The organism is Tenacibaculum sp. DPLXC6 (assembly GCF_056815515.1).
Window position 1 is genome coordinate 3,405,300 of the sequence record NZ_CP141806.1, and the last position, 26,303, is coordinate 3,431,602.

26 protein-coding genes are annotated in these 26,303 nt (G+C 30.6%); 4 read left to right on the top strand and 22 right to left on the bottom strand.

Annotated elements, in window-relative coordinates; translation table 11 throughout:
* Nucleotides 1-102: 102 nt before the first annotated feature.
* From VCM48_RS15690 to VCM48_RS15745, 12 genes are all read right to left on the bottom strand, one after another.
* Nucleotides 103-873 (bottom strand): MBL fold metallo-hydrolase, encoded by a 771-nt coding sequence (locus VCM48_RS15690; RefSeq protein WP_482271128.1) that lies wholly within the window; start codon nt 871-873, stop codon nt 103-105.
* 60 nt (nt 874-933) lie between these two features.
* Nucleotides 934-1,509, bottom strand: coding sequence for a Crp/Fnr family transcriptional regulator (locus VCM48_RS15695; RefSeq protein ID WP_482271129.1), 576 nt, complete (start codon nt 1,507-1,509; stop codon nt 934-936).
* Nucleotides 1,509-2,459 (bottom strand): hypothetical protein, encoded by a 951-nt coding sequence (locus VCM48_RS15700; RefSeq protein ID WP_482271130.1) that lies wholly within the window; start codon nt 2,457-2,459, stop codon nt 1,509-1,511. The genes VCM48_RS15695 and VCM48_RS15700 overlap by 1 nt, the downstream gene beginning before the upstream one ends.
* Nucleotides 2,460-2,511: 52 nt before the next feature.
* Nucleotides 2,512-2,913 carry a hypothetical protein gene (locus tag VCM48_RS15705; RefSeq protein ID WP_482271131.1) on the bottom strand — a complete coding sequence of 134 codons (402 nt, stop codon included), beginning with the start codon at nt 2,911-2,913 and terminating at the stop codon, nt 2,512-2,514.
* Between the two features lie 47 nt (nt 2,914-2,960).
* Nucleotides 2,961-4,253 carry a short-chain dehydrogenase gene (locus VCM48_RS15710; RefSeq protein ID WP_482271132.1) on the bottom strand — a complete coding sequence of 431 codons (1,293 nt, stop codon included), beginning with the start codon at nt 4,251-4,253 and terminating at the stop codon, nt 2,961-2,963.
* Between the two features lie 94 nt (nt 4,254-4,347).
* Nucleotides 4,348-4,776, bottom strand: coding sequence for a GNAT family N-acetyltransferase (locus tag VCM48_RS15715; protein ID WP_482271133.1), 429 nt, complete (start codon nt 4,774-4,776; stop codon nt 4,348-4,350).
* A 55-nt stretch (nt 4,777-4,831) separates the two neighbouring features.
* On the bottom strand, nt 4,832-5,449 hold the full coding sequence (locus VCM48_RS15720) for a MarC family protein (RefSeq protein ID WP_099216476.1): 618 nt from the start codon (nt 5,447-5,449) through the stop codon (nt 4,832-4,834).
* Between the two features lie 158 nt (nt 5,450-5,607).
* Nucleotides 5,608-6,954, bottom strand: coding sequence for a serine hydrolase domain-containing protein (locus VCM48_RS15725; RefSeq protein WP_482271134.1), 1,347 nt, complete (start codon nt 6,952-6,954; stop codon nt 5,608-5,610).
* A gap of 84 nt (nt 6,955-7,038) precedes the next feature.
* Nucleotides 7,039-7,545, bottom strand: a complete 507-nt coding sequence (locus VCM48_RS15730; protein WP_482271135.1) for a nuclear transport factor 2 family protein — start codon at nt 7,543-7,545, stop codon at nt 7,039-7,041.
* Between the two features lie 19 nt (nt 7,546-7,564).
* The gene (locus tag VCM48_RS15735) at nt 7,565-9,538 is read right to left on the bottom strand and encodes a PspC domain-containing protein (protein ID WP_482271136.1); all 1,974 of its coding nucleotides are present in this window, start codon (nt 9,536-9,538) and stop codon (nt 7,565-7,567) included.
* Complete coding sequence (locus VCM48_RS15740) at nt 9,531-9,875, bottom strand: PadR family transcriptional regulator (protein ID WP_047789417.1); 345 nt, start codon at nt 9,873-9,875, stop codon at nt 9,531-9,533. Before VCM48_RS15740 ends, VCM48_RS15735 begins: the two co-directional genes overlap by 8 nt.
* Nucleotides 9,876-9,892: 17 nt before the next feature.
* A complete protein-coding gene (locus VCM48_RS15745) occupies nt 9,893-10,321 on the bottom strand; it encodes a DUF4870 domain-containing protein (RefSeq protein ID WP_274640484.1) in 429 nt (142 codons plus the stop codon).
* A 155-nt stretch (nt 10,322-10,476) separates the two neighbouring features.
* Between VCM48_RS15745 and VCM48_RS15750 the strand changes: the two genes are divergently transcribed.
* Together VCM48_RS15750 and VCM48_RS15755 are read left to right on the top strand one after the other, a co-directional pair.
* On the top strand, nt 10,477-10,932 hold the full coding sequence (locus VCM48_RS15750; RefSeq protein ID WP_274640483.1) for a DUF4442 domain-containing protein: 456 nt from the start codon (nt 10,477-10,479) through the stop codon (nt 10,930-10,932).
* A gap of 45 nt (nt 10,933-10,977) precedes the next feature.
* Complete coding sequence (locus tag VCM48_RS15755; protein ID WP_274640482.1) at nt 10,978-11,778, top strand: TIGR00266 family protein; 801 nt, start codon at nt 10,978-10,980, stop codon at nt 11,776-11,778.
* Nucleotides 11,779-11,852: 74 nt separating this feature from the next.
* On the opposite strand, the gene VCM48_RS15760 is transcribed toward VCM48_RS15755, so the two are convergent.
* On the bottom strand, nt 11,853-13,247 hold the full coding sequence (locus tag VCM48_RS15760) for a TlpA family protein disulfide reductase (RefSeq protein WP_482271137.1): 1,395 nt from the start codon (nt 13,245-13,247) through the stop codon (nt 11,853-11,855).
* 168 nt (nt 13,248-13,415) lie between these two features.
* Between VCM48_RS15760 and hutH the strand changes: the two genes are divergently transcribed.
* Entirely contained in the window at nt 13,416-14,921 is a 1,506-nt protein-coding gene (gene hutH, locus VCM48_RS15765; RefSeq protein WP_482271138.1) for a histidine ammonia-lyase, read from the top strand.
* A gap of 76 nt (nt 14,922-14,997) precedes the next feature.
* Here the strand turns inward: hutH and VCM48_RS15770 are convergent, their stop codons facing one another.
* The 3 genes from VCM48_RS15770 to VCM48_RS15780 form a co-directional block, all read right to left on the bottom strand.
* Nucleotides 14,998-15,342 carry a 5-carboxymethyl-2-hydroxymuconate Delta-isomerase gene (locus VCM48_RS15770; protein ID WP_482271139.1) on the bottom strand — a complete coding sequence of 115 codons (345 nt, stop codon included), beginning with the start codon at nt 15,340-15,342 and terminating at the stop codon, nt 14,998-15,000.
* A 29-nt stretch (nt 15,343-15,371) separates the two neighbouring features.
* Nucleotides 15,372-16,169 carry a hypothetical protein gene (locus VCM48_RS15775; RefSeq protein WP_482271140.1) on the bottom strand — a complete coding sequence of 266 codons (798 nt, stop codon included), beginning with the start codon at nt 16,167-16,169 and terminating at the stop codon, nt 15,372-15,374.
* A 110-nt stretch (nt 16,170-16,279) separates the two neighbouring features.
* Complete coding sequence (locus VCM48_RS15780; RefSeq protein WP_482271141.1) at nt 16,280-18,487, bottom strand: endonuclease MutS2; 2,208 nt, start codon at nt 18,485-18,487, stop codon at nt 16,280-16,282.
* Between the two features lie 37 nt (nt 18,488-18,524).
* Between VCM48_RS15780 and VCM48_RS15785 the strand changes: the two genes are divergently transcribed.
* Complete coding sequence (locus VCM48_RS15785; RefSeq protein WP_482271142.1) at nt 18,525-19,190, top strand: uracil-DNA glycosylase; 666 nt, start codon at nt 18,525-18,527, stop codon at nt 19,188-19,190.
* Here VCM48_RS15785 and VCM48_RS15790 read toward each other — a convergent pair.
* From VCM48_RS15790 to VCM48_RS15815, 6 genes are all read right to left on the bottom strand, one after another.
* Nucleotides 19,177-20,193: a glycosyltransferase family protein gene (locus tag VCM48_RS15790; protein WP_482271143.1), complete on the bottom strand. Its 1,017-nt coding sequence runs from the start codon at nt 20,191-20,193 to the stop codon at nt 19,177-19,179. The genes VCM48_RS15785 and VCM48_RS15790 overlap by 14 nt on opposite strands.
* 96 nt (nt 20,194-20,289) lie before the next feature.
* On the bottom strand, nt 20,290-21,162 hold the full coding sequence (locus tag VCM48_RS15795) for a UDP-2,3-diacylglucosamine diphosphatase (RefSeq protein ID WP_482271144.1): 873 nt from the start codon (nt 21,160-21,162) through the stop codon (nt 20,290-20,292).
* Nucleotides 21,163-21,332: 170 nt separating this feature from the next.
* Nucleotides 21,333-24,683, bottom strand: a complete 3,351-nt coding sequence (secA, locus tag VCM48_RS15800; RefSeq protein ID WP_482271145.1) for a preprotein translocase subunit SecA — start codon at nt 24,681-24,683, stop codon at nt 21,333-21,335.
* 127 nt (nt 24,684-24,810) lie between these two features.
* Nucleotides 24,811-25,032 (bottom strand): DUF2795 domain-containing protein, encoded by a 222-nt coding sequence (locus VCM48_RS15805; protein ID WP_047789198.1) that lies wholly within the window; start codon nt 25,030-25,032, stop codon nt 24,811-24,813.
* Nucleotides 25,033-25,132: 100 nt separating this feature from the next.
* Nucleotides 25,133-25,705 carry a cob(I)yrinic acid a,c-diamide adenosyltransferase gene (locus VCM48_RS15810; protein ID WP_440122102.1) on the bottom strand — a complete coding sequence of 191 codons (573 nt, stop codon included), beginning with the start codon at nt 25,703-25,705 and terminating at the stop codon, nt 25,133-25,135.
* 18 nt (nt 25,706-25,723) lie between these two features.
* A complete protein-coding gene (locus VCM48_RS15815) occupies nt 25,724-26,131 on the bottom strand; it encodes an acyl-CoA thioesterase (protein ID WP_274640472.1) in 408 nt (135 codons plus the stop codon).
* Between the last annotated feature and the right edge of the window lie 172 nt (nt 26,132-26,303).

The window sequence follows — 26,303 nt, forward strand, 5'->3', positions numbered from 1 at the left end:
TGAAGTTAATTCTTTATAAAAAAACCTGTGAAAATAATTTTCACAGGTTTTTTTATGGTTTAAAAAGCTTTTTTTAGATAAAACAAAAAAACAATATTTTTTTTACTTTATGGTTATTTGTTCTCCATCTTTTGGAATAGCAACTTTTTTTTCTAGGTTATTTTGAATTAATATTTCTTTTAGTTTTTCTCTAGTTAATGGGCAATGATTAATAGCTTCCATATGATTAGCAACTACTAAACCCGATGAATTTCTTATAAATTTTAGAATATCGTCTACGCTCATAATAAGTTGCTTGAAAAGGTCAAATTGAGCAGCTCCACAGGCTAATACATTAATATCTGGTTTATAATTAGTCAATACTTTATGCACAGCGTCAGTATAAATAGTATCGGAGCTGAGGTAAATAGTTTTTTGATCAGGAAGTTTTATATAGAAACCTAATACATTTCCCATTAGTTTAGCTACAAATCCGTAACCATGTTTTGCAGGAATACCTTCTATTTCTCCTTCTAAAAAGGGTTGTTTTTCCCAGTATTTTAAACTTTGAACAACATTTAGCCCTCTCTTTTTAAAAGCCTTCTCATCCTTTACACTACAGGTAATAGGAATGTTATTTTTGATTAAAAACTCTACACCAGCATTATCTATATGATCTGGATGTTGATGAGTTATTAAGCAATGAGTTACTTTTTTTAATAGTGCGTGTGTTTTTTTAGGAAGTGGAACAGTTGGGTTTTTTCTAGCTTTATGTCTAAAGAGAGTAAATGGAGGCATAATTCCTTGGTTACCGAGCATTGGATCAACAAGAATAACCTCTTTTTCAGTTTCAATAATTATAGTAGCATTTCTTATTTGGTGTATATGTAACATGGTATAACTTTTTAGTTATACAAATGTCTTTTTTAGACTATTTATTTTCATTGATTCAAATCAAGAAATACGTTTTTTAATTCTGCTTAACGTTTCTGGTGTTACGTTTAAGTATGAAGCTAGATGGTATTGGGGGATATTTTGTATCCATTCGGGTTTGTAAATAAATAGCTCGTTGTATAATTCTTCAGGGGATTTTGTAATACGATTAAATTCTAGTCTTTCTTTTTGTTTTAATAGCTTTTGAAAAGAAGCTTCAACAAAGGTTTTTCCACATTGATATTTTTCTAGTAAATCAAAAAAAGGTTGTCTTTCAATATTTAAAACTTCTACGGAAGTTAGACATTCTTGATTTTTCTTTGTTTTAGTATTATGACTAAAAGTTAGTAAATCGGAAATAAACTGAGGTTTTACATAAAAGTTGATATTAACTTCTTTGTCTTCATTAGCGTAATATTCTCTTACAATTCCATTATTTAAAAAACGCAACTTTTTTTCTTTAGAGTTTTCTTGAAGTAAAATAGTTCCTTTAGTATGTTTTTCTATTTTAAATAAAGTAAACAGTTCATCAAGTCCGTGTTGATTTAAAGGAAATTCTGTTTCGAAGAATTTAGAGGTCTCAGAGAATGGTTTCATTAATCGTGTTTTTCGGTTCCAAATACCAATGGTTTAGAATCTTTATCTAACAAAAATAAAGAAAGGTTTACAAATGAAAATATTATGCTAATAACTGAGAAAAAAGTTAATGACATGTTTATATAGTTTAAGTTGTCAACTTTAAAAGTTATTGTGATTACAGAAGAAAGTCCAATAACATAAACGATTAAACAAAGAAGGTAATTGAGAAAAGAGAAAGTAGTGTTTTTTAATCTCATATAAACCAATTTTAAATACCATATAAAAAGTATACATATTACAATTAAGGGAGGTAAAAAAATGCCGTAACTTAAAGTAGTTATATTTTTATTAATGCCAAGTAGTAAAGTAATTATGATAAGACCAAAAAGTATTGCTATATACCATATACCTAACTGTTTAATGAATTGATTAATAGTTAAGATTCCTTTTTTATAAACATCTTTTATATAGGGTTTAGTTCCTTTAAGAACTGAAAGGAAGAGTATTGAACTTATTCCTAAAACAACATAAAAAAGGATGTTAAATGCATGAAAAGTCTTTATTTGATTATCAATTTCTATTCCCATTAAGTCAGAAAATACCCCTAGGCTAGTGGTTGGTTTTAAAAAAACAACATCAAAAAGAAGAAAAATGAATAGTCCAACTAAAGCACCTACCCATAGCTTAGACTTTAAGTCTTTTATTCTTTTAATAGTTAAAGTTAAAACACTGTAAAATAAAATAAAACCTACAGGTAAATTAGGGATAGTAAATGGTCTTATAACTTTATGCGTAGCTAATAGCAGAGCACCTTTTGAGCTTATAATTGACGTAACACTAGTAATTATAGTAAAATCAAGAATAAAAATAAAAGCTAAAAAGAATAAAACTATTATCCCAAATAAAAATTCTTCCTTATTAATAGTTTCTCTAGGGTCAAATAGTAGTTTTATTATTTTGTAATTCATAACTGTTTTATTGGGGTTTGACTAAACAGGCTGTGGTTTGTTAAAGTAAAAACTAAATGTTGTTTGTGTTGGCTAGATTATTTTCATTCTTCTCATTTAATTCTAAATAATTATCTTTTCCGAATGATATATAATACAAAGGGTATAGAATGATAATTCCTGCAAGGATTAGAAAAATAAGACTTTTAGAAAACATAAATAAAGCAACAAATACCATCATAACAGCTCTTATAATTCCTTCATATTTAAAACTATTAAGAGTTAAAGTTACGGTATTATCATCAGTAACATTTATGTTGATTTTTTGACTACCACACCAAGAGGCTTTGGCGTAAACTTCATATTCACCATTTTCTAACTCATATTCTTTATCTTCCCTTTTTATTAAACCTAGTTCTTTTTCGTTAGCATAGATTTTAGCACCAACTGTGCTCTCAATTTTAATTTTTCCCATTTTAATTTTTAAGTTGTTTAATGTATTGTGTGTTTCTTTTTATAGAATTATTTAACTAATTCTTTTGTTTTGTTCCAGAGGCTCTTTCCTTTATTCTTTAGGTCTTCTGTACTGGCATACTCTTTTAGGTTGTCAATAAAGCTTTTTAGATTATCAATAGTTTTAAATATTTCATTTGTATGTGGTACATTTTGTTCTTTCATTACTTTTTCCCAATCCACCTTTGATAAAATTGAGTACATGTATTTTGTAGCGATTTTACTCAAAAAGAATTTATCATAAAAACCATTTAAGACCTTACCTGACTCTCTGTTTTTAACATATTCAATAGATTCACCTATTCTTTTTTTATCTTCTGAAGAGAGCAGGGTACTTGTTTTAAGTTTGGATAAAGAAGCAATTGCTTTTTCGTTTTCTTCGTTTTTTAAATATAAATAGGTTTCTATTGACCAAGTAATTTCATTATTTAATCCAATTTTATTAGCATCTTTTAAAAATGCTTCAAAATCTTCAAGAGCACGTTTTTCATCAATTTCTCTTTCCATCATTAATCGATCAAAACCTCTGAATAAATGATTTAAAGAGTGAAGCCCTAAAAGTGTACTTTTATTATCAAGATTTCCCCATTGAAAGAAAGCTCTTGTATAGGGTAAATCCACATCTTTATTGTTGTTTAACCAGTTAATATTTCTTGAAATTTCATCTTCAGATAAATAATAAAGACCTTTTTCAAAAAACAAGAAGCCTCTAAAGTATTGTAGTAGAGTTTTTATTTCAGAATCAGGAAGTAATTCAGGATTTGTTTTTGTGCATTCATAAAGTGATACTTCCTTACCTAAGTCTTTACTCAATATTACAACTGCACTTAAAATAGCATGCTCTATATTTTGAACATATTCTTTTTTCTTTCCTTTATAGTACTCTCTTTTTTTACTGATAGAATCTCCGTAAATTAGATTAAAAGAGTCTACTAATGTTGGAAAAATATCTTCATCAGTTTTCATAATGAAGTCTTCCATTCTTTTATAGTCACGGTATATTAGAATGTAATCTATGAGTGATAAACTTTCTGGGTTTTCAACATCATATTTTACAACTTTATTAAAAATCCTATCAAGATCTTTTTTAAAAGACTGAAATTCTGTAGAAATAGTATCTTTTTCAGCTGAAGATCGAATTAGTATTTTACCAAATTTATAAGTGGTTATTTTGTATGAATCTAAGTTTTCTTTTAACTCTATTTTGTCTTTTTCAAGTAGTTCTTTGTCTGTTTTTTCTTTGTTAAAGCAACTAACTGTTAAAAGGAATAATAATAGTAAATAGGTGTGTTTTAAGCTCATTTTAAGAAGTATTTAATAGGAGGGAAATGGTTTGAAACTAGGATAAACCTTTCTTTTTTTGCTAATTTTACTTTAAGTTATGTATGGTTAGTTATTAACCTAACTCTTTTGTTAAATAGTGAGAAGAATGTCCTTTAGGTCTATCGTTAATTGTTGCAATATGTTTGTAGCCAACCTTTTCATAAAAAGGTTTAGCTTGCCAACTAGTAGTTTCAACAAAGACTTTTTCGCAACCATTATCTTTTGCGAAGTTTTCAGCAGATTCAATTAACTTTTTCCCTGCTCCTTTTCCGCGGCAATCTTCAGATAACCAAAGTAGCTCAATGTGCAAGGTGTTCCAAAAGCATACAGCTCTTATTCCGCCAACTACATCTCCATTTTGATTTCTAGCAAAAGTAAAAAACTTGATTTCCTCTTCTATTGGTTCTAGATCAGGAATTTTTGAATGATTAAAATCTACAATTCCTTGACTAATAGTCTTAGGGTCTTGCTCGTTTGGAGTTGTGGTAATTTCTATAGTCATTTTTTATTCTTTTTCAATTTTCAAATATAATAAAAACAAAAAAGGATAGTAAAATTTAACCTGCAGTAAAAAAGAAACCTTTCAATCCACTTAAAATACTTTGTACAGCATAAGAAGCCAAGATAAGCCCCATTACTTTACTAATAACTGTAATACCATATTCGCCAATCCTTTTTTGTATACGACTAGCTAATAAAAGAATTATCATAGTGAGTACTACTACAAAAAGAACGAGTAGGGTAGTAATGGTTTGTTGTTGAATAGTATATATATGGTTATCAGTTAATAATACTACTGCCATAATAGCACCTGGTGAAGCAATTGAAGGAATTGCTACAGGAAAAATAGTAACATGCTTGTAGTCTGAAATTAAATGTTTTTCAGACTCTGGTTTTCCTTCACCAAAAATCATAGTTAAGGCGAAAAGAAAAAGAATAACACCTCCAGAAATTTGAAAGGCATCTAGAGTAACTTTCATTCCTTCTAAAATAATTTGCCCTACTACAATAAAGAATAATAGAATTAAAAAAGCAATGAATGATGCGCGGATAGCTACTTTTTTCTTGTGGTATGTATCTAATTGTTTGGTAGCTTCTAAATATACAGGAACTGTTCCTAAAGGATCAATAACTGCGATTAAAAAAAGGATAGTTGTAATTATCTCTGCTACCATTACTAAAACTTGTCAGATAACGAAGTTACTTTTTTTGAGTGTAGTATCAAATATAAAAAAGAAAAAAGCCAAAGCTGTACAGCTTTGGCTTAACTAATAAAACCAAGTATTAGTGTCATCGGAGTTAGCTAAACCAATGAACTAATGTTTTTAATATTTTACGGAGTTGTTTTTTTTACTAATATATCTTTGTAATCCCCTTGCTTAAAAGTTAACTGTTTACCATCTTGAGAAAAAATAAATGATATTGATTCAGCATAAACTTGATTCATAATAAATCGGTTATTTCCTTTATAAACTAAAGGTTCTTTGAATTCGTCTTTTATTAAGTGGATTAAAGTTTTTTTGTCCTTTATAAAGGTAGATTCATGTGTTTTATCTTTTAATGAAACATACTTACCTACAAATTTTTCAATTTCAGTTTCTGATATATCAACAATTACATCATTAAAATATAGATTGAGAATTTCTGAATATATATTATTTACATCAATTTTAGAAGCATTCGAAAGCAAGGTAAATGAAAGCTTTTCTTCAGGGAAGTAAATTGAAGTAGACCTAAAACCATCAATATGTCCTCGATGTCCATATCCTTGTCTATCATGAATTTTGTATCGGAAGAGCCCCATTCCGTAATGATCTTTTATAGTTTTCATTAATGATAAGCTTTTTGTTGAAATTAACTTACCTGTAAATAAGGCTTCTATAAAATTATTAATGTCTTTTGAAGTTGAAACTATTGAGCCACTACCTTTGAGAATAGACATATTAGTTTCTGGAAAAATACTCCATTCTTTGTCGTAGATATACGAGTAAGCTTCATTATTATTAATATTTATTTCATTACCTACATAAGTATCATAAAGTTTGAGAGGTTTACAAATTTTATCTTGAATAAGGTCTTTATATGTGGATTTATATGTTTTTTCTAGAATTAATGATAGTAAAAAATAATTAGAATTGCTATAGTCTCCTTTTTCATTTGGTTCGAAATCACTTTTGTAATTTGAAATCATAGATAACATTTCAGAAGTAGATTTATATTGAGTATGGTACTCCAAAAAATTATCTTTTGTAAAGTTATGAATACCACTTCTATGTTGAAGTAGATGAGCAATAGTAATTTTACTAGCATTTTTCAGTTTCGGAAAAAATGTTTCTATCGTTTTGTTAAGTGTTAGCTTGTTTTCTTCAAGGGCTTTAAAAATTAAGGTTGCTGTAAATATCTTAGAAGCAGATCCTATACGGTACTTTGTTACTGAATCTACTTTTTTAGAGGCTTTAATATGACTAAAACCTACAGCATTTTTATATACAGTCTTTCCGTCGTAAGATAATTCTATACTTCCCATAAAATTATTAGCTTCTAAATAAGTATTCAAAAGACTATCAATTTTGACTTGATACTTTTCTGAACTTTCTTTGACAGGCAGAGTGGATTTCTTGGTCTTTGTACAAGAAAAGAGTAGTATGATAAATGCTGTTATTAATATCAGTTTGTTCATTTTTCTTAGCTTTAACTGAAGAGTTTATAATGATAAACTCATAAAAAGATTATATCTGAGCTCCTGTTGTTTATTCTCAATAAATTAATGTAGGCTAATAACTTTCGTTATTAACCACTTTGCGTTTTCTTTTTTCCAGACAGCAATAAACTTACTAGGGATAGATTTAGCGTTAGGTTCTCTATTATTAAAAAACTTATGATAACCTATTTGCACTGCCCCATATTTATTAATAGGATATACTTCAATACTTCCTTTTATTAATGTACGAGTAACTTTACCACAAATATTTCTTTCAGTAGCCGCTATAATTTCACTTTTTGAAGTAGATAAGCCTCCTTTATCATGAAAGAACTCAATATCATCACTTAAAATACCTGCTTGTGCTTTCATGTCACAAGTATTGTAAGCGTTAAAAAATATACTATCCATTTTTACAATTTGCTTGTGCAAGTCGATGTCAACAGGTTTATAGTTTGGAATTTCTTGTACTTGTCCATTCATTACCCATGATAGTAAGAGTGTGTATAGCAGGGTAACTATTTTCATAAAAAAGTTACCCTTAAAGAAGAAGTCAAATAAATCATTCATAGTTTTTCAGTTTATGCGTTTACCAAGTTTTAAAGCTCAAAGCTCCTTCTTCATTATACAGTCTACGGAAACCTTTAGATATATTATCTAATGTACCGTTTGAAATAGCTATACTACCTACATAGCCATCGTTACAATCAATTTCTAAAACAAGGTTATTAATTGTTTTATCACTATTAAATTTTGAGTCAACAATATCAATATCTATGTTTTTACGATCTTTAAACCAGTCAATTAATTTGTTAAGCTCATCTTCAGTAGTTGTTTTAGAGATGATAAATTCAGCTTTTACATTATTGATTGTACTATCAAATAAGAAACTTACTTCATCATCATTATCAGAATCCCAATCATCAGAATCTTCATTATTAATGTCTTCTTCATCACAATCTAAACAATCAAAACCTTTAGATGTCATTTTGAAATGATGATTGGCCATATCACGATCGTATACGTTTTGAACATTTTTTACATCGTCTAAAAAGTTACGAGACGAACCTTCAAAATATACAGTTGTTCCTTCTGGGATGTATAAAACAGCGTCAATTTCTTCATCTTTCCACATGTTTTTGTATTCACTAATAAAAAAGGCGTCAAAAACAATAGTGTTGTTGGCTGTTTTAAAGTTATACAGAATAGCTTCTGCATTACTATTGGCATTATGACGTTTTCTTCCTTCAGAAGTTTTCTTGATTTCTATATAAGCATTACCAGTTTCACTCTTACGAACATCGATATTTATATCATTAGAGTACTTCATTTCTTTGTCATTTACATGAACAGATATTGAATTATCTCTATTGCGTAAATTGTGTTGATAGTAAATATTATCATCGTTTACTACTCGTATTTTTAAAGGTTCTTCTTGGTTGTATGTAATACTATGTTTAGAAACATGTGCACCATCGTAAGCATGTGTAGTAAAATATTCAATACCAGAGAAACCGATTGCTAATAAAGAGATTAACCAAAGTCCAAACAATGTTAAAACAGTAGCAATACCAAGTCTTTTAACATTAGGAGATAAAATTCGTAATCCTAAAATAAATAGAACAACAAAAGGAATTCCTATCAAGAAAAATACAAATGTCATTAACAACCATTTAGGCATAGCTGAATCATAAAAGAAAGGAGGATAATGAATCATGTCTCCATCAAAATTTAAGATTTCTAAGCTACCTACCGAAAATAAAGTTAGTAGTAATGAAATGATTGTAATACCAGCGATAAATATTAATAAAACGCCCATGAACTTACCAAACACTTTGAATATGGCTAGTAAAATTTTACCCATAGTGTCTATGAAATCCTGAAAACCAGATTTAGTTTGGTTGCGTAGCTTTTGATAATCAGCATTTGAAATTTTATCCGATAAATCATGGGCGCCTTCCTTTACCTTCGATGAAAGGTTTTCAAACTCATTACGAATTTTTTTTTCAATGTTATCAATATTTACAGCTTCACCCTCCATTTGCAACTTTTCAGAAGTGGTTTTAGCTTCTGGTAGAATAACCCATAAAATGATGTATCCTATAATTCCAAAACCAAACCCAGCTAGTGTTAAAATTAGAAAGGCTAAACGAATCCAAACAACATCTATATTAAAATAATGTCCAAGCCCAGAACAAACTCCTCCTAAAAACTTATCGTCACCATCTCTAAACATTTTTTTGTTAGAGGTGTTTCTTTTATAGTTGTAAGAAGTATTTTCGTTATAAGCTTCTTCGGCTTCGGCGTAATCTTCCGGTTGCCCCATGATAGCAATAATTTCTTCAATATCACTTTCATTTACTACTTGGCGAGCATCGGTAATTCTTTCAGATAGTAATTCACTAATACGAGCTTCAATATCTGCTATGATTTCATTTTTACCTTGCGGATCATCACTTAACGAACGAGCAATGGCGTCTAAGTATCGTTTTAATTTCTGATAGGCAGTTTCATCTATATGGAAGAAAAATCCGCCCAGGTTTATATTTATTGTCTTATTCATCTTTAGTTGATTTTGTACTTGTTACTTGGTTTACTGCGTTTACTAAATTATGCCATGTTTTGTCTAATTCTTTTAAAAACATTCCGCCATTTTCTGTGAGTACGTAATATTTTCTTGGAGGTCCAGAGGTTGATTCTTCCCATCTGTAACTTAATAATCCTGCATTTTTTAAGCGGGTAAGTAACGGATAAATGGTTCCTTCAACCACAATCATTTCTGCACTTTTTAGGTTAGAGAGTATTTCAGAAGTATAAGCATCTCCTTTTTGTAAAATTGATAAGATGCAATATTCTAAAACTCCCTTACGCATTTGTGCTTTAGTGTTTTCTATCTTCATGTAATGCGGTTTATGGGTTATTTTATAAATTTTATTGTAAGTGGATAATGATACATTTCACCTTTGTTAGCTTTCATAGCCGCTATAATTATCAGCGCTATTTTAATAAGAGCAACAATACTTACTATTGAAGCAAATCCAAAAAAGCCAAACAACCCTCCATGTCCATGGTACCCACCAAAGTCAATATCTATACCATCAAATCCGTTAAAAATTCTTCCGAAGAAAAAAGGAATAAAAGAAAGACCTAGTATAAAAATATATAGACTATAGCTTATGTTAAAATTAACAGCTTCTTTACCATGCTCATCTAAAAAAGTACTTCTCTCTTTTAAGGTTTGCCATAATATAAGAGGAGTAATAATACTGCCTAAAGGAAATAAATACCCTGCAAAAGCAGAAATATGTATTAAAAAAGCATTGGTGTTTTGATTGTTATGTTGCATAGTGAAATGATTTATATAATACTTTACATTGCAAATATATATCTTTTAAAAGGTATTATGCAATACATAGTACTAAAAATTAACAAAATTTAACATTTGAATCTAATGATATAATTAAAGAAAAAGCTGTACATTGCCTGTAAATACTGAAAAAAATGAAGTTTACACCTCGAAAAGTTAATATCTTTTTATTATTTAAATTACCATCAGCTTTTTTTACAGGAGTGCGATTAAAGTCTCTTACTAATAATACAGCAGTGGTAAAAGTAACCCATAGATGGGTAAATCAGAATCCATTTAAGTCTATGTTTTGGGCAGTACAAGGAATGGCATCAGAGTTATCGACTGGTATTTTGGTGATGAAAGAAATTGATGCCTCTAACAAAAAAATTTCGATGTTGGTAACTAACATGAATGGAACTTTTACAAAAAAAGCAGTAGGGAAAGTTCGTTTTGAATGTAATGATGGAGAGTTGATAAGAGAAACAATACAAAAAGCAATTGATACAAAAGAGGGGCAAACGGTAATTGTTAGGTCGGAAGGTTTTAATGAAGAAGGTATTTCTGTTTCGAAGTTTGAATATGAATGGAGTTTAAAGGTAAAATCGTAACAAAAAGAAAGTTTTGATGTCTAATAAATAGAAAAAACAAAAATTATGAATGCACACGAAATAGATTATCGCATTTTTGGAGAAGAAATGCAATATGTAGAAATAGAATTAGATCCGCAAGAAGGAGTAGTTGCTGAAAGCGGTAGCTTTATGATGATGGATGCTGATGTAAGGATGAATACAATATTTGGAGATGGATCTAATCAAGAGAAAGGCTTATTGGGAAAGATTTTTTCTGCAGGAAAGCGAATCTTAACAGGGGAAAGTTTGTTTATGACGGTATTTACAAATGATGGTCAAGGAAAAAAGCAAGTTTCTTTTGCTTCACCATATCCAGGAAAAATAATTCCGATTGACTTAACTGAGTTTGGAGGTAAGTTTATTTGTCAGAAAGATGCTTTTTTATGTGCAGCTAAAGGTGTGTCTATTGGTATAGAGTTTTCAAAACGTTTAGGAAGAGGTTTGTTTGGAGGAGAGGGATTCATTATGCAAAAAATGGAAGGTGATGGTATTGGTTTTGTTCATGCAGGAGGTACTATGGCGAAAAAGGTTTTACAGCCTGGTGAAGTTTTAAAAGTTGATACAGGTTGTATTGTAGGTTTTACCCAAGATGTTGATTATGATATTGAGTTTGTAGGTGGTATAAAAAATACCATTTTTGGAGGTGAAGGATTGTTCTTTGCAAAATTAAGAGGTCCTGGTACTGTATATATTCAATCATTACCATTTAGTCGATTAGCAGGTAGAGTGTTAGCAATGGCTCCACAAACAGGAAAAGGCGATAGAGGAGAGGGAAGTGTTTTAGGAGGTTTAGGAGATATCTTAGATGGAGATAATAGATTTTAAAATTATTGATTTAATTATATAAACTAAAAAAAGCCGCTAAATCTAGCGGCTTTTTTTAGTTTATATAATAAGATTTAGATACCTAACTCTTCAAACATATTAATTAATCTCTCTCCTTCTGATGGTGCAGGAGCGTTTGGACTTACAATATTACCATCAGGATCAATGATGATAAATCTTGGTAATCCTTTAATTAAGAAATTTTGAGCCCAGTCTAAATTTAAGTGACTATCTCCAGCCATTAATTGTATACCAGTCATTTCTCTATCTTGAATGGTTTCTTTCCATTTTTCGTCATTCCCTTTAGCGTCAACATTAATACTTACAAACTCAATGTTTTTACCATGGTATTCTTGCTCTAATCTCTTTAATAAAGGGATTTCTCTTTTACAATAAGCACACCAAGTAGCCCAAACATCAATATATAAGTACTTTCCGTGGCCTAATAAATCATCTAAAGAAGTTGTACCACCATCATAGTTTACATAATCTTTAAACTTAGGAGCAGGTTGTCCTTTAGCAGTGGTTTTTAATAATTCATAATCTTCAGTAATTTCTTTTTTATGTACTTCATTAGTAGAGTAGGCCATAAACTTTCTATAAAACTCTTTTAAATCACTAGTATATGTAATACTATTTTGAGCACTTTTATATAATAAATCGTTTTTAGCGATAGTATCAGTTACTTCAGTATGAACAGTTTCTAAATAAGTTAAATATAAATCTTCACCTTCTTTGTTTTCTTCTTTAGCTATTTTAGAAAGTTGGTCTCCTAACATTGCTCTGTAGAAGTAAGAAGTTGCATAGTCACCTCCACTGTAGTTAAAGTTTTCTAATGGGTCAGGAAAATCTTCTGAAACTTCAAAGTCTTTATTACCTGTTAATGTTCTATGGTAATCTTGATAGTTGTACAAGTTTCTTAAACATTCATAATCAATGTTTTTAACTTCTTTTTTTAAGAAATCTGCAGGTAATTGTTTAGAAATAGAAGCTTCAGTTACTGCATCTTTGTACTCATTGGTTTTTGCTAAAAATTCATCTTCTTCTAAAGCAAAGTATTTGTTAGCACTAACAAGTATTTCAGGCCAAGTCTTTTGCTTTTCATGAAGATAACTATTAATTTTTTTGTTAGTACCTTCAAAGTTAATGAAGTCAGGGTTATCGTAATCAAATACAATACCTGCATCATCTGTCTTTGTTAAATATAAATTGACAGCTTTAATAGGTTTAGTATTATAAACTAAGGTATAATAACCTTCTCTATTAATTCTAAGGGTATCAACAAAAGAACCAGTTTTTCTGTCAAATTTAATTTTCTTTTCAAATTGAAAACCATTTAGAGTAATATTTCTTTTTTTAAGGTTATCAATTTTACCAGTTAAAACTAAGTAGTCTTTAACAGGTTTTTCTTCTTTTTTACATGAAATTATCGTAACTCCTAAGAGGGCTAAAAGTACTAGTTTTTTCATTGTTTAATGTTTAGTGAGAATATGGTGTTTAAGGCGCCGAAGTTACTTTTTTTAACTTTTTAATCAAAAAAATTAACATTTTATTTAAACGATACTCTATTTTTTACAATAAATCACCTTGAAGTTTTATCTTTTTTTTGGTTCTTTGTACACCTTAAAAATATTAAAATGGATACTACACATATAATAAATTCACAACCAGTTGGTTTAGAAGATATTCATAGTATTGTATTACTAGATAAAAAACTTTCTTTATCAGAAGAATCAAAAGAGAAGATCTTAAAATGTCGTGCATATCTTGATGAGAAAATGAAAACTCATAGCGACCCTATTTATGGAATTAATACTGGGTTTGGTTCGTTATGTAATGTTAAGATTAGTGGAGATAATTTACAACAGCTTCAAGAAAACTTGGTAATGAGTCATGCTTGTGGAACAGGAGACGAAGTACCTCAAGAAGTTGTAAAATTAATGTTGTTATTAAAAATACAATCATTAAGCTATGGTCATTCAGGAGTTCAATTGGCAACTGTAGAGCGTTTGATAGAGTTTTATAACAACGATATTTTACCAGTTGTATATACGCAAGGTTCATTGGGAGCTTCTGGAGATTTAGCACCGTTAGCTCACCTTTCATTACCGTTAATTGGTCTAGGAGAGGTACACGTTGCAGGAGAACGAATTTCTGGAGAAAACTTATTAGAAAAATTTGGTTGGGAAAAAATAAACTTACAATCAAAAGAAGGTTTAGCGCTATTAAATGGAACTCAATTTATGAGTGCCTATGGTGTGCATAACTTATTAAAGGCTTATAAACTTTCTTACTTAGCAGATGTTATTGGATCTGTTTCTTTGGAAGCTTTTGATGGAAGAATAGAGCCATTTAATGAGTTGATACATTTGGTACGTCCACATAACGGTCAATTAGCTACCGCTAAACGTATTAAGGAAGTATTAGAAGGAAGTGAGTTAATTCAACAACCAAAAGAACATGTGCAAGATCCTTACTCATTCAGATGTATGCCTCAGGTTCATGGAGCAACAAAAGATACATTAGAGTTTGTGAAGAAAACATTTATTACAGAAATAAACTCGGTAACAGATAATCCGAATATTTTTGTAGATGAAGATATTATTGTTTCTGGAGGAAACTTCCACGGGCAACCGTTAGCTTTGGCATTAGATTATTTAGCTATTGCAATTGCTGAATTGGGAAATATTTCAGAAAGAAGAACTTATCAGTTAGTCTCTGGTTTAAGAGGATTACCAGACTTTTTAGTATCTAACCCAGGATTAAATAGTGGATTTATGATTCCACAATATACTGCGGCTAGTATTGTAAGTGCAAATAAACAATTCTGTACACCATCTAGTGTAGATTCTATTGTATCGAGTAATGGACAAGAGGACCATGTAAGTATGGGGGCTAATGCTGCTGTTAAAGCTAAAAAAGTAATAGATAATGTATGTTCAGTATTAGCTATTGAGTTAATGAATGCTTCTCAGGGGCTTTCTTTTAGAGAGTATAGTACTTCTGAGTTTTTAGCTTCTTTTGTAAATATGTTTAGACAAGATGTGCCTGTAGTGAATGACGACAGGGTATTGCATAATGATATAAAGAATGCAGAAAACTTTATCAATAACTTAACTATTGAGGTTGATGAACTATTTTAAGTAATCATCACATAAATTAATTAATATAAAAAAGCTCAATTTGTAAATTTACAATTTGAGCTTTTTATTTGTGTGCTTACACCATAGATTTGTTACAATAAGTAGCTTTTTCAAAGTCTCTAATATTAATAGAAATGATTGGAACTTCAGGAAAGATTAATTTTAATTCAGTAACAATCTTTTCTGAAAGATTCTTTTTTTGTGCGGTGTTTCTTCCTTCCATAATATTAGCAAAAATATGGATGAAATCATCATTAGTATTTCCAACAGTATAATACTCAAATGGATTTATTCTTACTTTAATATCCCTTTTGTCAAAAAGATTTGTTGATTCTGCTGTATCATAAACTTTTTGAATAATCTCTTTAGGTGATTTTAATTTGATAATGTTTTCAGAGCAATCAATTACAAAATGTGGCATAATTATTTTTATTTAGAAAATAAGTTTTTTTAATTAAGTTTAGTAAGTACTTTGTCAATCTCTTTATGAATTTTTTCTATTTGAGGTAAGTATTTGTCAGTGTCTTCTTCAATAGCTTTCTTAAACAATTTAAAAGCCTTAAGTCTTAATTTTGAATAACTCAAAAGGAGCTTATTCTGCTCAAATAATTCTGAAGGTAAGTTTTCGTATTTATTAGTTTTATTGATTATATCAATATTCTCTTCCCATTTTGGAATTGTTTTATTATCTAATTCTTTAATTAAGAAATAGTTTGATTTGGAATTTATGTAGTCATAAAAAACTAATGTTTCTTCTTCGTTTTTAGAAAAGGCATTTAGTTCAGTGTCATATTTTTCATAAATTTCATTATCCATTTCAAAATAAGTATATCCTAAAATACCAATCAAAATTATTATTAGAGAGATAAAACCTATTCCTGCTGCTCTCCATCCAGAAAAAAATGAATTTCCGTTCTCTTTGTGTAATTTTAGAATTTCTCCTTGTTTCCATTCTACAAACCCCACAAAAAGACCAGTATAAATTAAGGGGATTAATTGACTTGGGATTTTATCAATAATATTTTCAGGGATTATAAAGATTCCTGAGAAAAGTATAATTGTGAATATTATTCCAATTATTAATGAAATCTTTCCTTCATTAGGTTTGTTTAAAGCTTTAAAATTTTCTCCAATCATATAACTAGCGACAAGAGGTCCACCTAAAAAAGCAGCACTACCTATTGCTTTTGAAGAATATAATTTAATGTTTCTTGTTATATTTTCAGTTTTATTTTCTATTTCGTTCATTTTTTAATTTAGAGGTAACGGTATAGTATAGTCGTCAGTTATTAAGTTTTAATTGTTTTACATCTGATCTTAAGAAGAACTTAAATGGAAGATGTTATTTAGGTTGTATATTATTTTTTAGCACGTTCTACCAATTCTAACTGTTCTATTTTAGCTTCCGTAGTAAATAAACCGTAATTAATAAACGCTTTCTTCTTTTCTATTTTATCAATGGTTCCTACAGCGTTTCCGTCAATTAAACGAACTCTGTCATTTACTTTAAAAACATAAGCGGCTCTTTCTTTTGCTATCTTTTCCGCTTCTTTTTTCTTTTCTTCTCGAACCTTTACAACTTTTTGAAGCACTTCCTTTTCTACTTTTTTAATTGCCTCCTGTTGTTTTTGTGTAGCAACTTTGTCTTCTTTCTTTTCTGTTTTGGTTTTCTTTTTAGGTGGATTTTTCTTTATATACTTGGTCTTTTCTGCCATTGCCCATTTAAAAAAACTAGCAGAAAGCTCTTTTTTATTATTTGTTTGGAAGTATTTATTAAGCATTTCATTAATATTCCTTCCTAAAGATAACATACGTTGGTTGTTATCGTATAATTCTTGAAAACCTTCTAGCTTTTCACGTATTTTAAGCTCTTTCTCTTGTAAGTTTTCAATATGCTCTTGTCCTTTAGATTTTTGTTTGTTTAAACTTTCAGAAGTTTTTTGCAAACGATTTCGCTCCTTTTGAAGTTTAGAAATTGTTTTGTCTAAACGAACTTTTTCAGTTTCAACGCGCTTTTTAGCACGGTTAATTAAACTATATGGAATTCCGTTTTTCTGTGCTACCTCAAACGTAAAAGAACTTCCTGCTTGCCCTATGTACAATTTGTATAAAGGTTCTAAAGTACGTTCGTCAAACTGCATATTAGCATTGGTAATATTATCTAACTCATCTGCCAATACTTTTAGGTTGGCGTAGTGAGTGGTTATAATTCCAAAGGCTTTCTTTTCATAAAACTCTTCTAAGAAAATTTCAGCTAAAGCACCTCCTAATTCAGGATCTGAACCCGTACCAAATTCATCAATTAAAAACAAGGTGTTATCGTTACACTTTCTTAAAAAGTAACGCATGTTTTTTAATCGATAACTATAGGTACTTAATTGATTTTCGATAGATTGATTATCACCAATATCAGTTAAGATAGTATTGAAAAGAGTGGTTTCACTACGTTCATGAACAGGAATCAATAACCCACTTTGTAACATGACTTGTAACAAGCCAATTGTTTTAAGTGTAATACTTTTACCACCAGCATTTGGTCCTGAAATAACAATAATTTGTTGTTGTTCACTTAATTGAATGGTCTGCGGAATAGTTTCAATATCCTTAGCCTTATTTTTTTGCCATAAAATAGGATGAAAAGCATTTTTTAGAAAAACCTTTTTTTCCTTCGTAATTTTAGGAAGTAGTCCGTTGATGCTCTTAGCATATTTTGCTTTAGCACCTACCATATCTAAATGTGTTAAAAACGAAACATACTCATTTAAGAGTGGAGTATAAGGGCGTATTTCAGTGGCTAGACTCCTTAGTATGCGTATTACTTCTTGCTTTTCTTCATACAAAAGGTTTTGTAATTCTCTACTGTAAGCCAACGTGGCTTGTGGAGCGATATACACAATGTTTCCTGACTTAGAAGAACCTAATAAACTTCCTTTAACCTTACGTCTGTGCATAGCTAAAACAGCTAACACACGTTGATTGTCAATAACGGTTTCTTTAATATCATCTAAATATCCACTCGATATATTTTTACTCAAAGCGCGAGAAAAGCTTTCAGAAATTTTACCTCTTACAGAACCAATTTCTTTTCGTATTTGTTTTAAAGCTGTAGAAGCATTATCCGCAACCTCACCGTAAGGGGTAATAACTTTTTTAATATTATCTACAATAACCGTGGTGAACTCAACTTCATCACTTAGAGAAAATAGCGTAGGATAGTAGGTTTGAAACTTCTTTAAAAACTTCTTTTGTTCATTTACTGTTTCTGAAACTGATGAAACTTTTAAGAAACCATCTGTTTCTAAAAAACTATTCTCAATAGCAAGTCGTTTAATTTCCTCAGAAATATCTTCAAAATAATGATTCGGAATTCTGTTTTCGTTTTCAAAAGAAGACAGATATTCATTCACCATATTCAACTCAAAAAATAACTTTTTTTTGTTTGAAATAGGCTGAATTAGCATTGTTTTTTCTTTTCCTAAATTTGAAATACAATGCGTTGCAACTTGTTCTAAAACTGTTGTAAACTCTAAATCTTGAAGTGTTTTTTCTGTAATGTTTTTAGTCAAAATAGTATATTTGAAACCACGACAAAAATAACAAACAATGCAAGTAAAAATTAATGATAGCTGGAAAAATATTTTACAACCTGAATTTGAGAAACCATATTTTGAAAATCTTACTGAATTTGTTAAAAATGAATATTCAAACCATATGTGTTACCCAAAAGGATCAGATATTTTCGCAGCGTTTGATTTTTGTTCGTTAGATGATTTAAAAGTGGTGATTTTAGGGCAAGATCCATACCATGGAGTAGGGCAGGCAAATGGATTGTGTTTTTCGGTACATGATGGTATTACACATCCACCATCATTAATTAATATTTTTAAAGAAATTGAAAAGGATGTAAATATTCCATACCCAAAAAGTGGCGATTTATCCCGTTGGGCAAAACAAGGGGTGTTGTTATTAAACGCAACTTTAACCGTAAGAGCAGGGGAGGCAGGAAGCCACCAAAAGCAAGGTTGGGAACAGTTTACTGATGCTGTAATTCAGAAAATTTCTGAAGAAAAAAAGGATGTTGTGTTTTTACTTTGGGGAGGTTTTGCTAAGAAAAAAGCAAAGCTTATTGATAAAAATAAGCATCATATTTTAACCTCGGGCCATCCATCACCATTAAGCGCTAATAGAGGATATTGGTTTGAGAACAAACATTTTTCTAAAACCAACGATTTTTTACAAAGTAAAGGTACATCAACTATTCAATGGTAATTTCGGGTAAAATAGTTTTGTTGTAGTAGGGTAAAATAATAGCATCTAACATATCTTCAGTAACATCAGGGTAATGAACTTCAACAACTTTGTTAGTATTAATCCATTTTTCAATTTTAGGAAGCTGTTTTCTACTCAATTTTTTTACAACAGTAACTCCCATTTCTTTTAAAGTAACAGCATTACATTGTTGTTCGTATTGATTTTTCATAGGAATAACCAATAGTTTTTTACGTAAATACAACGCTTCAGTAGGTGTTGCAAAGCCTGCTCCGCAAATTATTCCTTTTGAAGAAGCCATACTTCGGATAAATGCATCGTCGTTAATTGGTAGGATTGTAATATTATGAAAAAATTGATGTTCTTTTGTTTTCTTAGAAAAGACTTGCCACTTTATGTCTTTTATTTTTGAAAGTATTTTGACTATTTTTTCATCACTATAAGAAGGTAAATAGACGGTATAATGTCCTTTGTTAGTAATATTTCTATAGCGTATTTCTTTACGAATTATAGGTAAGAAAGTAGAAGACGAGTGTGTTTTAAAATGAAACCCAAATTTATTTTTTGCAGGTGCGTAATACTTAATGATTAAACGTTCTAATCTAAATTTTTTAAAAGCTGAGTTTTTCTCGTTCAATAAAGCGTTTTGGTTGCTTAAAGAAATGATAGGTACATTTCTGAATAAACATGCCCAAGCAGATATTGGTTCAAAATCGTTAATGACCAAATCGTATTCTTTTACAGGTAACGTTTTAATTTCTTTGTAAACTTTCTTTAGGTTTAAGTCTTTTAAGGTGCTAATTAGGTCGATTCCACCCTTTTTACCAAAAACGAAGCCTAATCCATGTAATTTGTATTTTATGTCGAAAGGAAGCTCTATTTCGTATTGAGATCCACTAACCAGTACATCAACATCACCACGTCTCTGTAAATGTGGGATTATCTCTAAGGCTCTACTTGCATGTCCATTTCCAGTTCCTTGGAAGGCGTATAATATTTTCATCTTTTTTAATTTTTTATTATTGGTTGTTTTCAGAAAATTACCTATTAAGTAGGTACTGACTATTTCCTAACATAATGCCCATTATTGGCTTCATAGTTATTGGGTTTTAATATTAAACTCTTTGAGGAGCTCTGTAAAAAGTTCGCTATTATTGTGTTCAGAACTAATTAGCTCTAAATCTTTTACAGGGTAGTCTAAATGAATATTTTTAGCTATCTCATCTTTTTCGTATTCATATAAAGACCATGTTTTGTTTTTATATTCTAAAGCTGTTAAATTTTCAATCCAATCGCCAGAGTTTAAGTAAGTAGTGCTTCCTTTTTCAGTTTCAATTGTTCTTATTTCTGGTTGATGGATGTGCCCGCAGACTACATAGTCATAAGCCTCATCAATTGCAATATCTGCAGCAGTGTTTTCAAAATTATTAATGAATTTAATGGCACTTTTTACGCTGTTTTTAATCTTTTTAGAGAATGAAAGCCTGCTATAGCCCATTTTATGACTTATCCAGTTTACAATCGTATTAATAAGGATTAAAAAATCATAACCCATTCCGCCTAATTTCGCAAGCCATTTAGAATGTTGCATGGTTACATCAAAAACATCTCCGTGAAAGAACCATCCCTTTTTACCATCGATATCAAGTACTACCTTATTCACAATTTCAAAGCTTCCTAAGCGAAAACCTTTAAACCTTCGTAGCATTTCATCATGATTTCCTGTGATGTAATACACTTTTGTTCCAGAGGTAATAAAATTCATCAGTTGCTTGATGACTTTCATGTGAGGTTTAGGAAAGTAACGTTTGTTAAACTGCCAAATATCAATAATATCACCATTTAAAATCAATATTTTCGGATTGATGGTTTTTAGATAATTATGAAGCTCAGTAGCTCTGCAACCAAAAGTTCCTAAGTGAACATCTGATATTACAGCAATATCTAATTTACGTTTTTTGTGTTTTTTCATTCTAAGTATACTTCGATATGTATCAAAGTTACTTTTCGAATGTTTTTAAAAAGTGAAGTGATTATAAATTATTGGTAATGAAATCTTTACTAAAAAGTGTAGTAAAGGTTATGTAAAAGTAAAAAGCTCGGTAAAACCGAGCTTTTTATATATAGTTTGTTTAAAAAAGATTACTTGTTGTATAATACCCATTCTCCTTTTTCTAATAAAGGAATAGCTTGCTTGTACTTAACCTCTTTTTCTTCACCAGACATTACATTTTTGATAGTAACTTTTTCGTTACGACCAATTTTTGGTTGTTCACGAACAATAGTTTCTACAGCTTGCTGTTCTTGTGTTTGTTGATTACGAGCATTACTAATAGCTTGCTGTGTTGAGTTTTGAACCTCGTCTTTACGTAAATCTAATTGCTCACGTTGTTGTTCACGAGCTTCTGATACTTGTGAAGCTTCTTGACTTGGTAATTTTCCTTTGAACAAGAATGATAACACTTCTTTGTTAATTTTATCAATTGTTTCTTGGAATAATTCGAAAGCCTCAAATTTATAAACTAATAACGGATCTTTTTGCTCGTATGTAGCATTTTGAACAGTTTGTTTCAACTCATCCATTTTACGTAAGTGATCCTTCCAGTTTTCATCAATAATCGCTAAAGTGATGTTTTTTTCAAAATCATTAACTAATGATTTACCTTCACTTTCGTAAGCTTCTTTTAAGTTGGTAACTACTTGTAGTGTTTTAGAACCATCTGTAAAAGGAACAACGATACGCTCGTAACGATCACCTTCGTTTTCAAAAACATTTTTAATTACTGGGAATGCATTTTCAGCATTTCTTTCCGCGTCGTTTTTGTAATGTTCTGTTACTATTTTGTATAGCTTGTCAATTAAATCTTGCTCTGATGTTTTATTGAATTCTTCTTCAGAAAAAGGAGAAGTCATTGCAGAGAAACGGATTAACTCGAATTCAAAGTTTTGGAAGTCTTTAGTATCCTTGTTTTGTCTTACAATTGAATCACAAGTATCGTAAATCATGTTAGCAATATCAATCTGTAAACGTTTTCCATCTAAGGCATGACGACGACGCTTGTATACAAACTCACGTTGTGCGTTCATAATATCATCATACTCTAATAAACGTTTACGAATACCAAAGTTGTTTTCTTCGACTTTTTTCTGAGCTCTTTCAATAGATTTTGAAATCATAGAGTGCTGAATAACTTCTCCCTCTTTTAATCCCATTCTATCCATCATCTTCGCAATTCTTTCAGAACCAAACAAACGCATTAAGTTATCGTCTAAAGCTACATAGAATTGAGAAGAACCAACATCTCCTTGACGTCCTGCACGACCACGTAACTGACGATCTACACGACGAGAATCATGACGCTCTGTACCAATAATAGCTAAACCACCTGCAGCTTTAACTTCATCAGATAATTTAATATCGGTACCACGACCTGCCATGTTTGTTGCAATGGTTACAATTCCTGGTTTACCAGCTTCAGCAACTACATCAGCTTCTTTCTTGTGTAATTTTGCATTTAATATATTGTGAGGAATCTTACGGATTTGTAACATTCTTCCTAATAATTCAGAGATTTCAACAGAAGTAGTACCTACTAGTACTGGTCTTCCTTCTCCAACTAATTTTACGATATCTTCAATTACAGCGTTGTACTTTTCACGAGTAGTTTTATAAACTAAATCTTGTTTGTCGTCTCTTTGAATTGGTTTGTTTGTTGGAATTTCAACAACATCTAATTTGTAGATTTCCCAGAATTCACCAGCTTCTGTAATTGCAGTACCTGTCATACCAGATAGCTTACGGTACATTCTAAAGTAGTTCTGTAAAGTAACGGTAGCAAACGTTTGCGTAGCGTCTTCAATCTTCACATTTTCTTTTGCTTCAATTGCTTGATGTAATCCGTCAGAGTAACGACGACCGTCCATAATACGACCTGTTTGCTCGTCTACAATCATTACCTTATTATCCATTACCACATACTCTACATCTTTTTCAAAAACAGTGTATGCTTTTAAAAGTTGGTTCATGGTATGAATACGCTCACTCTTTATGCTAAACTCACGGTATAATTCCTCTTTTTGATCAGCTTTTTCTTCAGGAGTAACGTCGCTATTATCTATTTGACCAACTTTTACACTAATATCTGGTAAAACGAAGAATGTTTCATTTTTTGTGATATCAGAAAGGTGTGCAATACCTTTATCTGTTAAGTCAATTTGGTTGTTCTTTTCTTCAATAGTAAACCATAACTCTGCATCAACTTCAGGCATTAGCTTGTTGTTGTCTTGCATGTAGAAGTTTTCAGTTTTTTGCAAGATTTGTTTAACTCCCTCTTGAGATAAAAACTTAATTAAGGCTTTATTTTTAGGAAGACCTCTGTAAACTCTTAATAATAAGAAACCACCTTCTTTAGTGTCTCCTTCTTTAATTAAACGTTTAGCTTCAGCTAAAACACCTACTAGATATTTGTTTTGAAGTGAAACTAAATCGGCAACTAGAGGTTTTAATTCATTAAATTCGTGATTATCTCCTTGTGGTACCGGTCCAGAAATAATTAACGGCGTACGAGCATCATCAATTAAAACAGAATCTACCTCATCAATAATAGCATAGTTTGGCGCACGTTGTACTAAGTCTTTCTTAGAGTTAGCCATGTTATCACGTAAGTAGTCGAATCCAAATTCGTTATTGGTTCCGTAGGTAATATCTGCGTTATAAGCTTCTCTACGTGCTTCTGAGTTTGGTTGATGGAAATCAATACAGTCAGTAGATAACCCGTGGAACTCAAAAATAGGAGCCATCCACGCGCGGTCACGTTTTGCTAAGTAGTCGTTTACTGTAACAACGTGAACTCCGTTACCTGTTAAAGCGTTTAAGTATACAGGTAAAGTAGAAACTAACGTTTTACCTTCCCCTGTCATCATTTCGGCAATTTTACCTTGGTGTAAAACTGATCCACCGATTAACTGAACATCATAATGAATCATGTCCCAAATAACCTCTTTACCTGCTGCATCCCATGAATTAGCCCAAAAAGCTTTGTCGTCTTCTAGTGTAATATGTTCTCTAGTAGCAGATAACTCTCTATCGAAAGGAGTAGCAGTTACTTCTAATTCTGTGTTTTTGGTAAAACGCTTCGCAGTTTCTTTTACAACTGCAAAAGCCTCAGGCATAATGTTTAATAAAACAGCTTCTGAAGCTTCGTAAGCTTCGTCTTTTAATTTATCAATTTCTGTATAAATGTCTTCTTGACGATCAATATCTGCACTTTTAGCTTCTTCCTCAAGTTCAGTTATCTTATCGTTAAAAGATTTGGTAGCGTCTTTAATTTTCGATTTAAATTCGATTGTTTTTGCCCGTAATTCATCATTTGATAAACTGTTTAATGAATTTTCAAAAGATCGTACCTTTTCGACGATCGGTTGTAGTGATTTTAGGTCCTTTTGTTGTTTGTCTCCAACAAATAGTTTTATAATCGAATTTAAAACGCTCATTTGTAAAATATTGTTTTATAGCTAATTAGGTTGTTTTTAATTAGCGTTTTTTGTGTTTTTTATTGAGTGCTTAAAAGTAAGCAAAAAAAAAGCCTCTGTAAAAGAGACTTTTTATTATTTATTTTTTCTAGTATTCATCTTCATTCCAAAGATAATCTTCTTCAGTAGGGTAATCTGGCCAGATTTCAATAATAGAATCGTATGCCTCACCTTCATCTTCGATATCTTGTAAGTTTTCTACCACTTCTAACGGTGCTCCAGTACGAATAGCGTAATCAATTAATTCGTCTTTAGTTGCAGGCCAGGGTGCATCTGCTAAATAAGATGCTAATTCAAGTGTCCAATACATTTCTTTATCTGTTTAATAAGATTTTCCGCAAAAATAATTTTTTTTTGTAAAAAGTCAAGTTTTTTTTAAAAAATGTGAAATCAATAATTAAAGAACTTAGTTAAAGCTTTTCAGGAATCCACTTAATTTCCTCAGCTTGTAAGTCTTGAGTCAACTTCCGTGCCAACACAAAAAGGTAGTCAGAAAGTCGGTTTAAATACTTTAAAACAGTATCGCTAATTGTTTCTTCTTCGTTTAAAGCCACGGCTAATCGTTCCGATCTACGGCATACGCAGCGTGCTATGTGACAAAATGACACGGTTTGGTGACCGCCTGGTAATACAAAGTGTGTCATTTGAGGTAGGTCCTTATTCATAAGGTCAATTTCGTCTTCTAAAAACTGAATTGAGTCTTCATTAATTTTAGGAATGTTTAACCGTTCTTTACCACTTTTTAAAGTCTCCTTTTCTGGTGGTGTAGCTAACATTGCACCTAATGTGAATAAATCGCTTTGAATTTTTGTTAATTTCTTTTTTAGAGCGTCATCAATGTTTTGATCTCTAATTAAACCAATATATGAGTTAAGTTCATCAACAGTTCCATAGCTTTCTATTCTTAAATGGTGTTTTGGTACTCGAGTGCCACCAAATAGGGCAGTGGTACCTTTATCACCTGTTTTTGTGTATATTTTCATATGTTTTTACTTGTTTGATTATTTTTTTAAGACAGCTAATTTATCTAAAATATAATCAGGACAACGCATAGGTTTTTTTGTTTTATTGTTAATAAATGCTAACACAGTATTTCCAGTTGAAATTAGTTCGTTATTTTGATTGGTAATTTCATAGTCGAATTCAATTTTTACTGAAGGTGTTTTTTTTAAAATGGTTGTAATGGTTAACTCATCGTCATATAATGCCGACTTTTTAAAGTTACAAGATAAAGAAATAACAGGCAACATGATTCCTGTTTTTTCCATATATTTGTATGTAACGCCCAGAGAACGTAGCCATTCGGTACGACCAATCTCAAAAAATTGTGCGTAGTTTCCATGATAAACTACTCCCATTTGATCAGTTTCAGCATACCGAACACGTATAGATGTGTGATGTTTTTGCAAAAGAATTTTTTATTTTAATTGCATTAACGTTACGCAAAAAAAAAATAAAAGTCAATAGTGATTTGATTTTTTTATACTAAAATTTATTCACACTTTTGTTCGCCCAGACTTTCATGTTTGGTGTCCCCTAAACCTGAATAAAAATTAACAACTAAAATTGTTTTTTACCAAT

Coding starts and splice junctions, on each gene's coding strand:
- VCM48_RS15690 (WP_482271128.1), bottom strand. CDS start 873: ATGTTACATATACACCAAATAAGAAATGCTACTATAATTATTGAAACT.
- VCM48_RS15695 (WP_482271129.1), bottom strand. CDS start 1,509: ATGAAACCATTCTCTGAGACCTCTAAATTCTTCGAAACAGAATTTCCT.
- VCM48_RS15700 (WP_482271130.1), bottom strand. CDS start 2,459: ATGAATTACAAAATAATAAAACTACTATTTGACCCTAGAGAAACTATT.
- VCM48_RS15705 (WP_482271131.1), bottom strand. CDS start 2,913: ATGGGAAAAATTAAAATTGAGAGCACAGTTGGTGCTAAAATCTATGCT.
- VCM48_RS15710 (WP_482271132.1), bottom strand. CDS start 4,253: ATGAGCTTAAAACACACCTATTTACTATTATTATTCCTTTTAACAGTT.
- VCM48_RS15715 (WP_482271133.1), bottom strand. CDS start 4,776: ATGACTATAGAAATTACCACAACTCCAAACGAGCAAGACCCTAAGACT.
- VCM48_RS15720 (WP_099216476.1), bottom strand. CDS start 5,449: ATGGTAGCAGAGATAATTACAACTATCCTTTTTTTAATCGCAGTTATT.
- VCM48_RS15725 (WP_482271134.1), bottom strand. CDS start 6,954: ATGAACAAACTGATATTAATAACAGCATTTATCATACTACTCTTTTCT.
- VCM48_RS15730 (WP_482271135.1), bottom strand. CDS start 7,545: ATGAATGATTTATTTGACTTCTTCTTTAAGGGTAACTTTTTTATGAAA.
- VCM48_RS15735 (WP_482271136.1), bottom strand. CDS start 9,538: ATGAATAAGACAATAAATATAAACCTGGGCGGATTTTTCTTCCATATA.
- VCM48_RS15740 (WP_047789417.1), bottom strand. CDS start 9,875: ATGAAGATAGAAAACACTAAAGCACAAATGCGTAAGGGAGTTTTAGAA.
- VCM48_RS15745 (WP_274640484.1), bottom strand. CDS start 10,321: ATGCAACATAACAATCAAAACACCAATGCTTTTTTAATACATATTTCT.
- VCM48_RS15750 (WP_274640483.1), top strand. CDS start 10,477: ATGAAGTTTACACCTCGAAAAGTTAATATCTTTTTATTATTTAAATTA.
- VCM48_RS15755 (WP_274640482.1), top strand. CDS start 10,978: ATGAATGCACACGAAATAGATTATCGCATTTTTGGAGAAGAAATGCAA.
- VCM48_RS15760 (WP_482271137.1), bottom strand. CDS start 13,247: ATGAAAAAACTAGTACTTTTAGCCCTCTTAGGAGTTACGATAATTTCA.
- hutH (WP_482271138.1), top strand. CDS start 13,416: ATGGATACTACACATATAATAAATTCACAACCAGTTGGTTTAGAAGAT.
- VCM48_RS15770 (WP_482271139.1), bottom strand. CDS start 15,342: ATGCCACATTTTGTAATTGATTGCTCTGAAAACATTATCAAATTAAAA.
- VCM48_RS15775 (WP_482271140.1), bottom strand. CDS start 16,169: ATGAACGAAATAGAAAATAAAACTGAAAATATAACAAGAAACATTAAA.
- VCM48_RS15785 (WP_482271142.1), top strand. CDS start 18,525: ATGCAAGTAAAAATTAATGATAGCTGGAAAAATATTTTACAACCTGAA.
- VCM48_RS15790 (WP_482271143.1), bottom strand. CDS start 20,193: ATGAAAATATTATACGCCTTCCAAGGAACTGGAAATGGACATGCAAGT.
- VCM48_RS15795 (WP_482271144.1), bottom strand. CDS start 21,162: ATGAAAAAACACAAAAAACGTAAATTAGATATTGCTGTAATATCAGAT.
- secA (WP_482271145.1), bottom strand. CDS start 24,683: ATGAGCGTTTTAAATTCGATTATAAAACTATTTGTTGGAGACAAACAA.
- VCM48_RS15805 (WP_047789198.1), bottom strand. CDS start 25,032: ATGTATTGGACACTTGAATTAGCATCTTATTTAGCAGATGCACCCTGG.
- VCM48_RS15810 (WP_440122102.1), bottom strand. CDS start 25,705: ATGAAAATATACACAAAAACAGGTGATAAAGGTACCACTGCCCTATTT.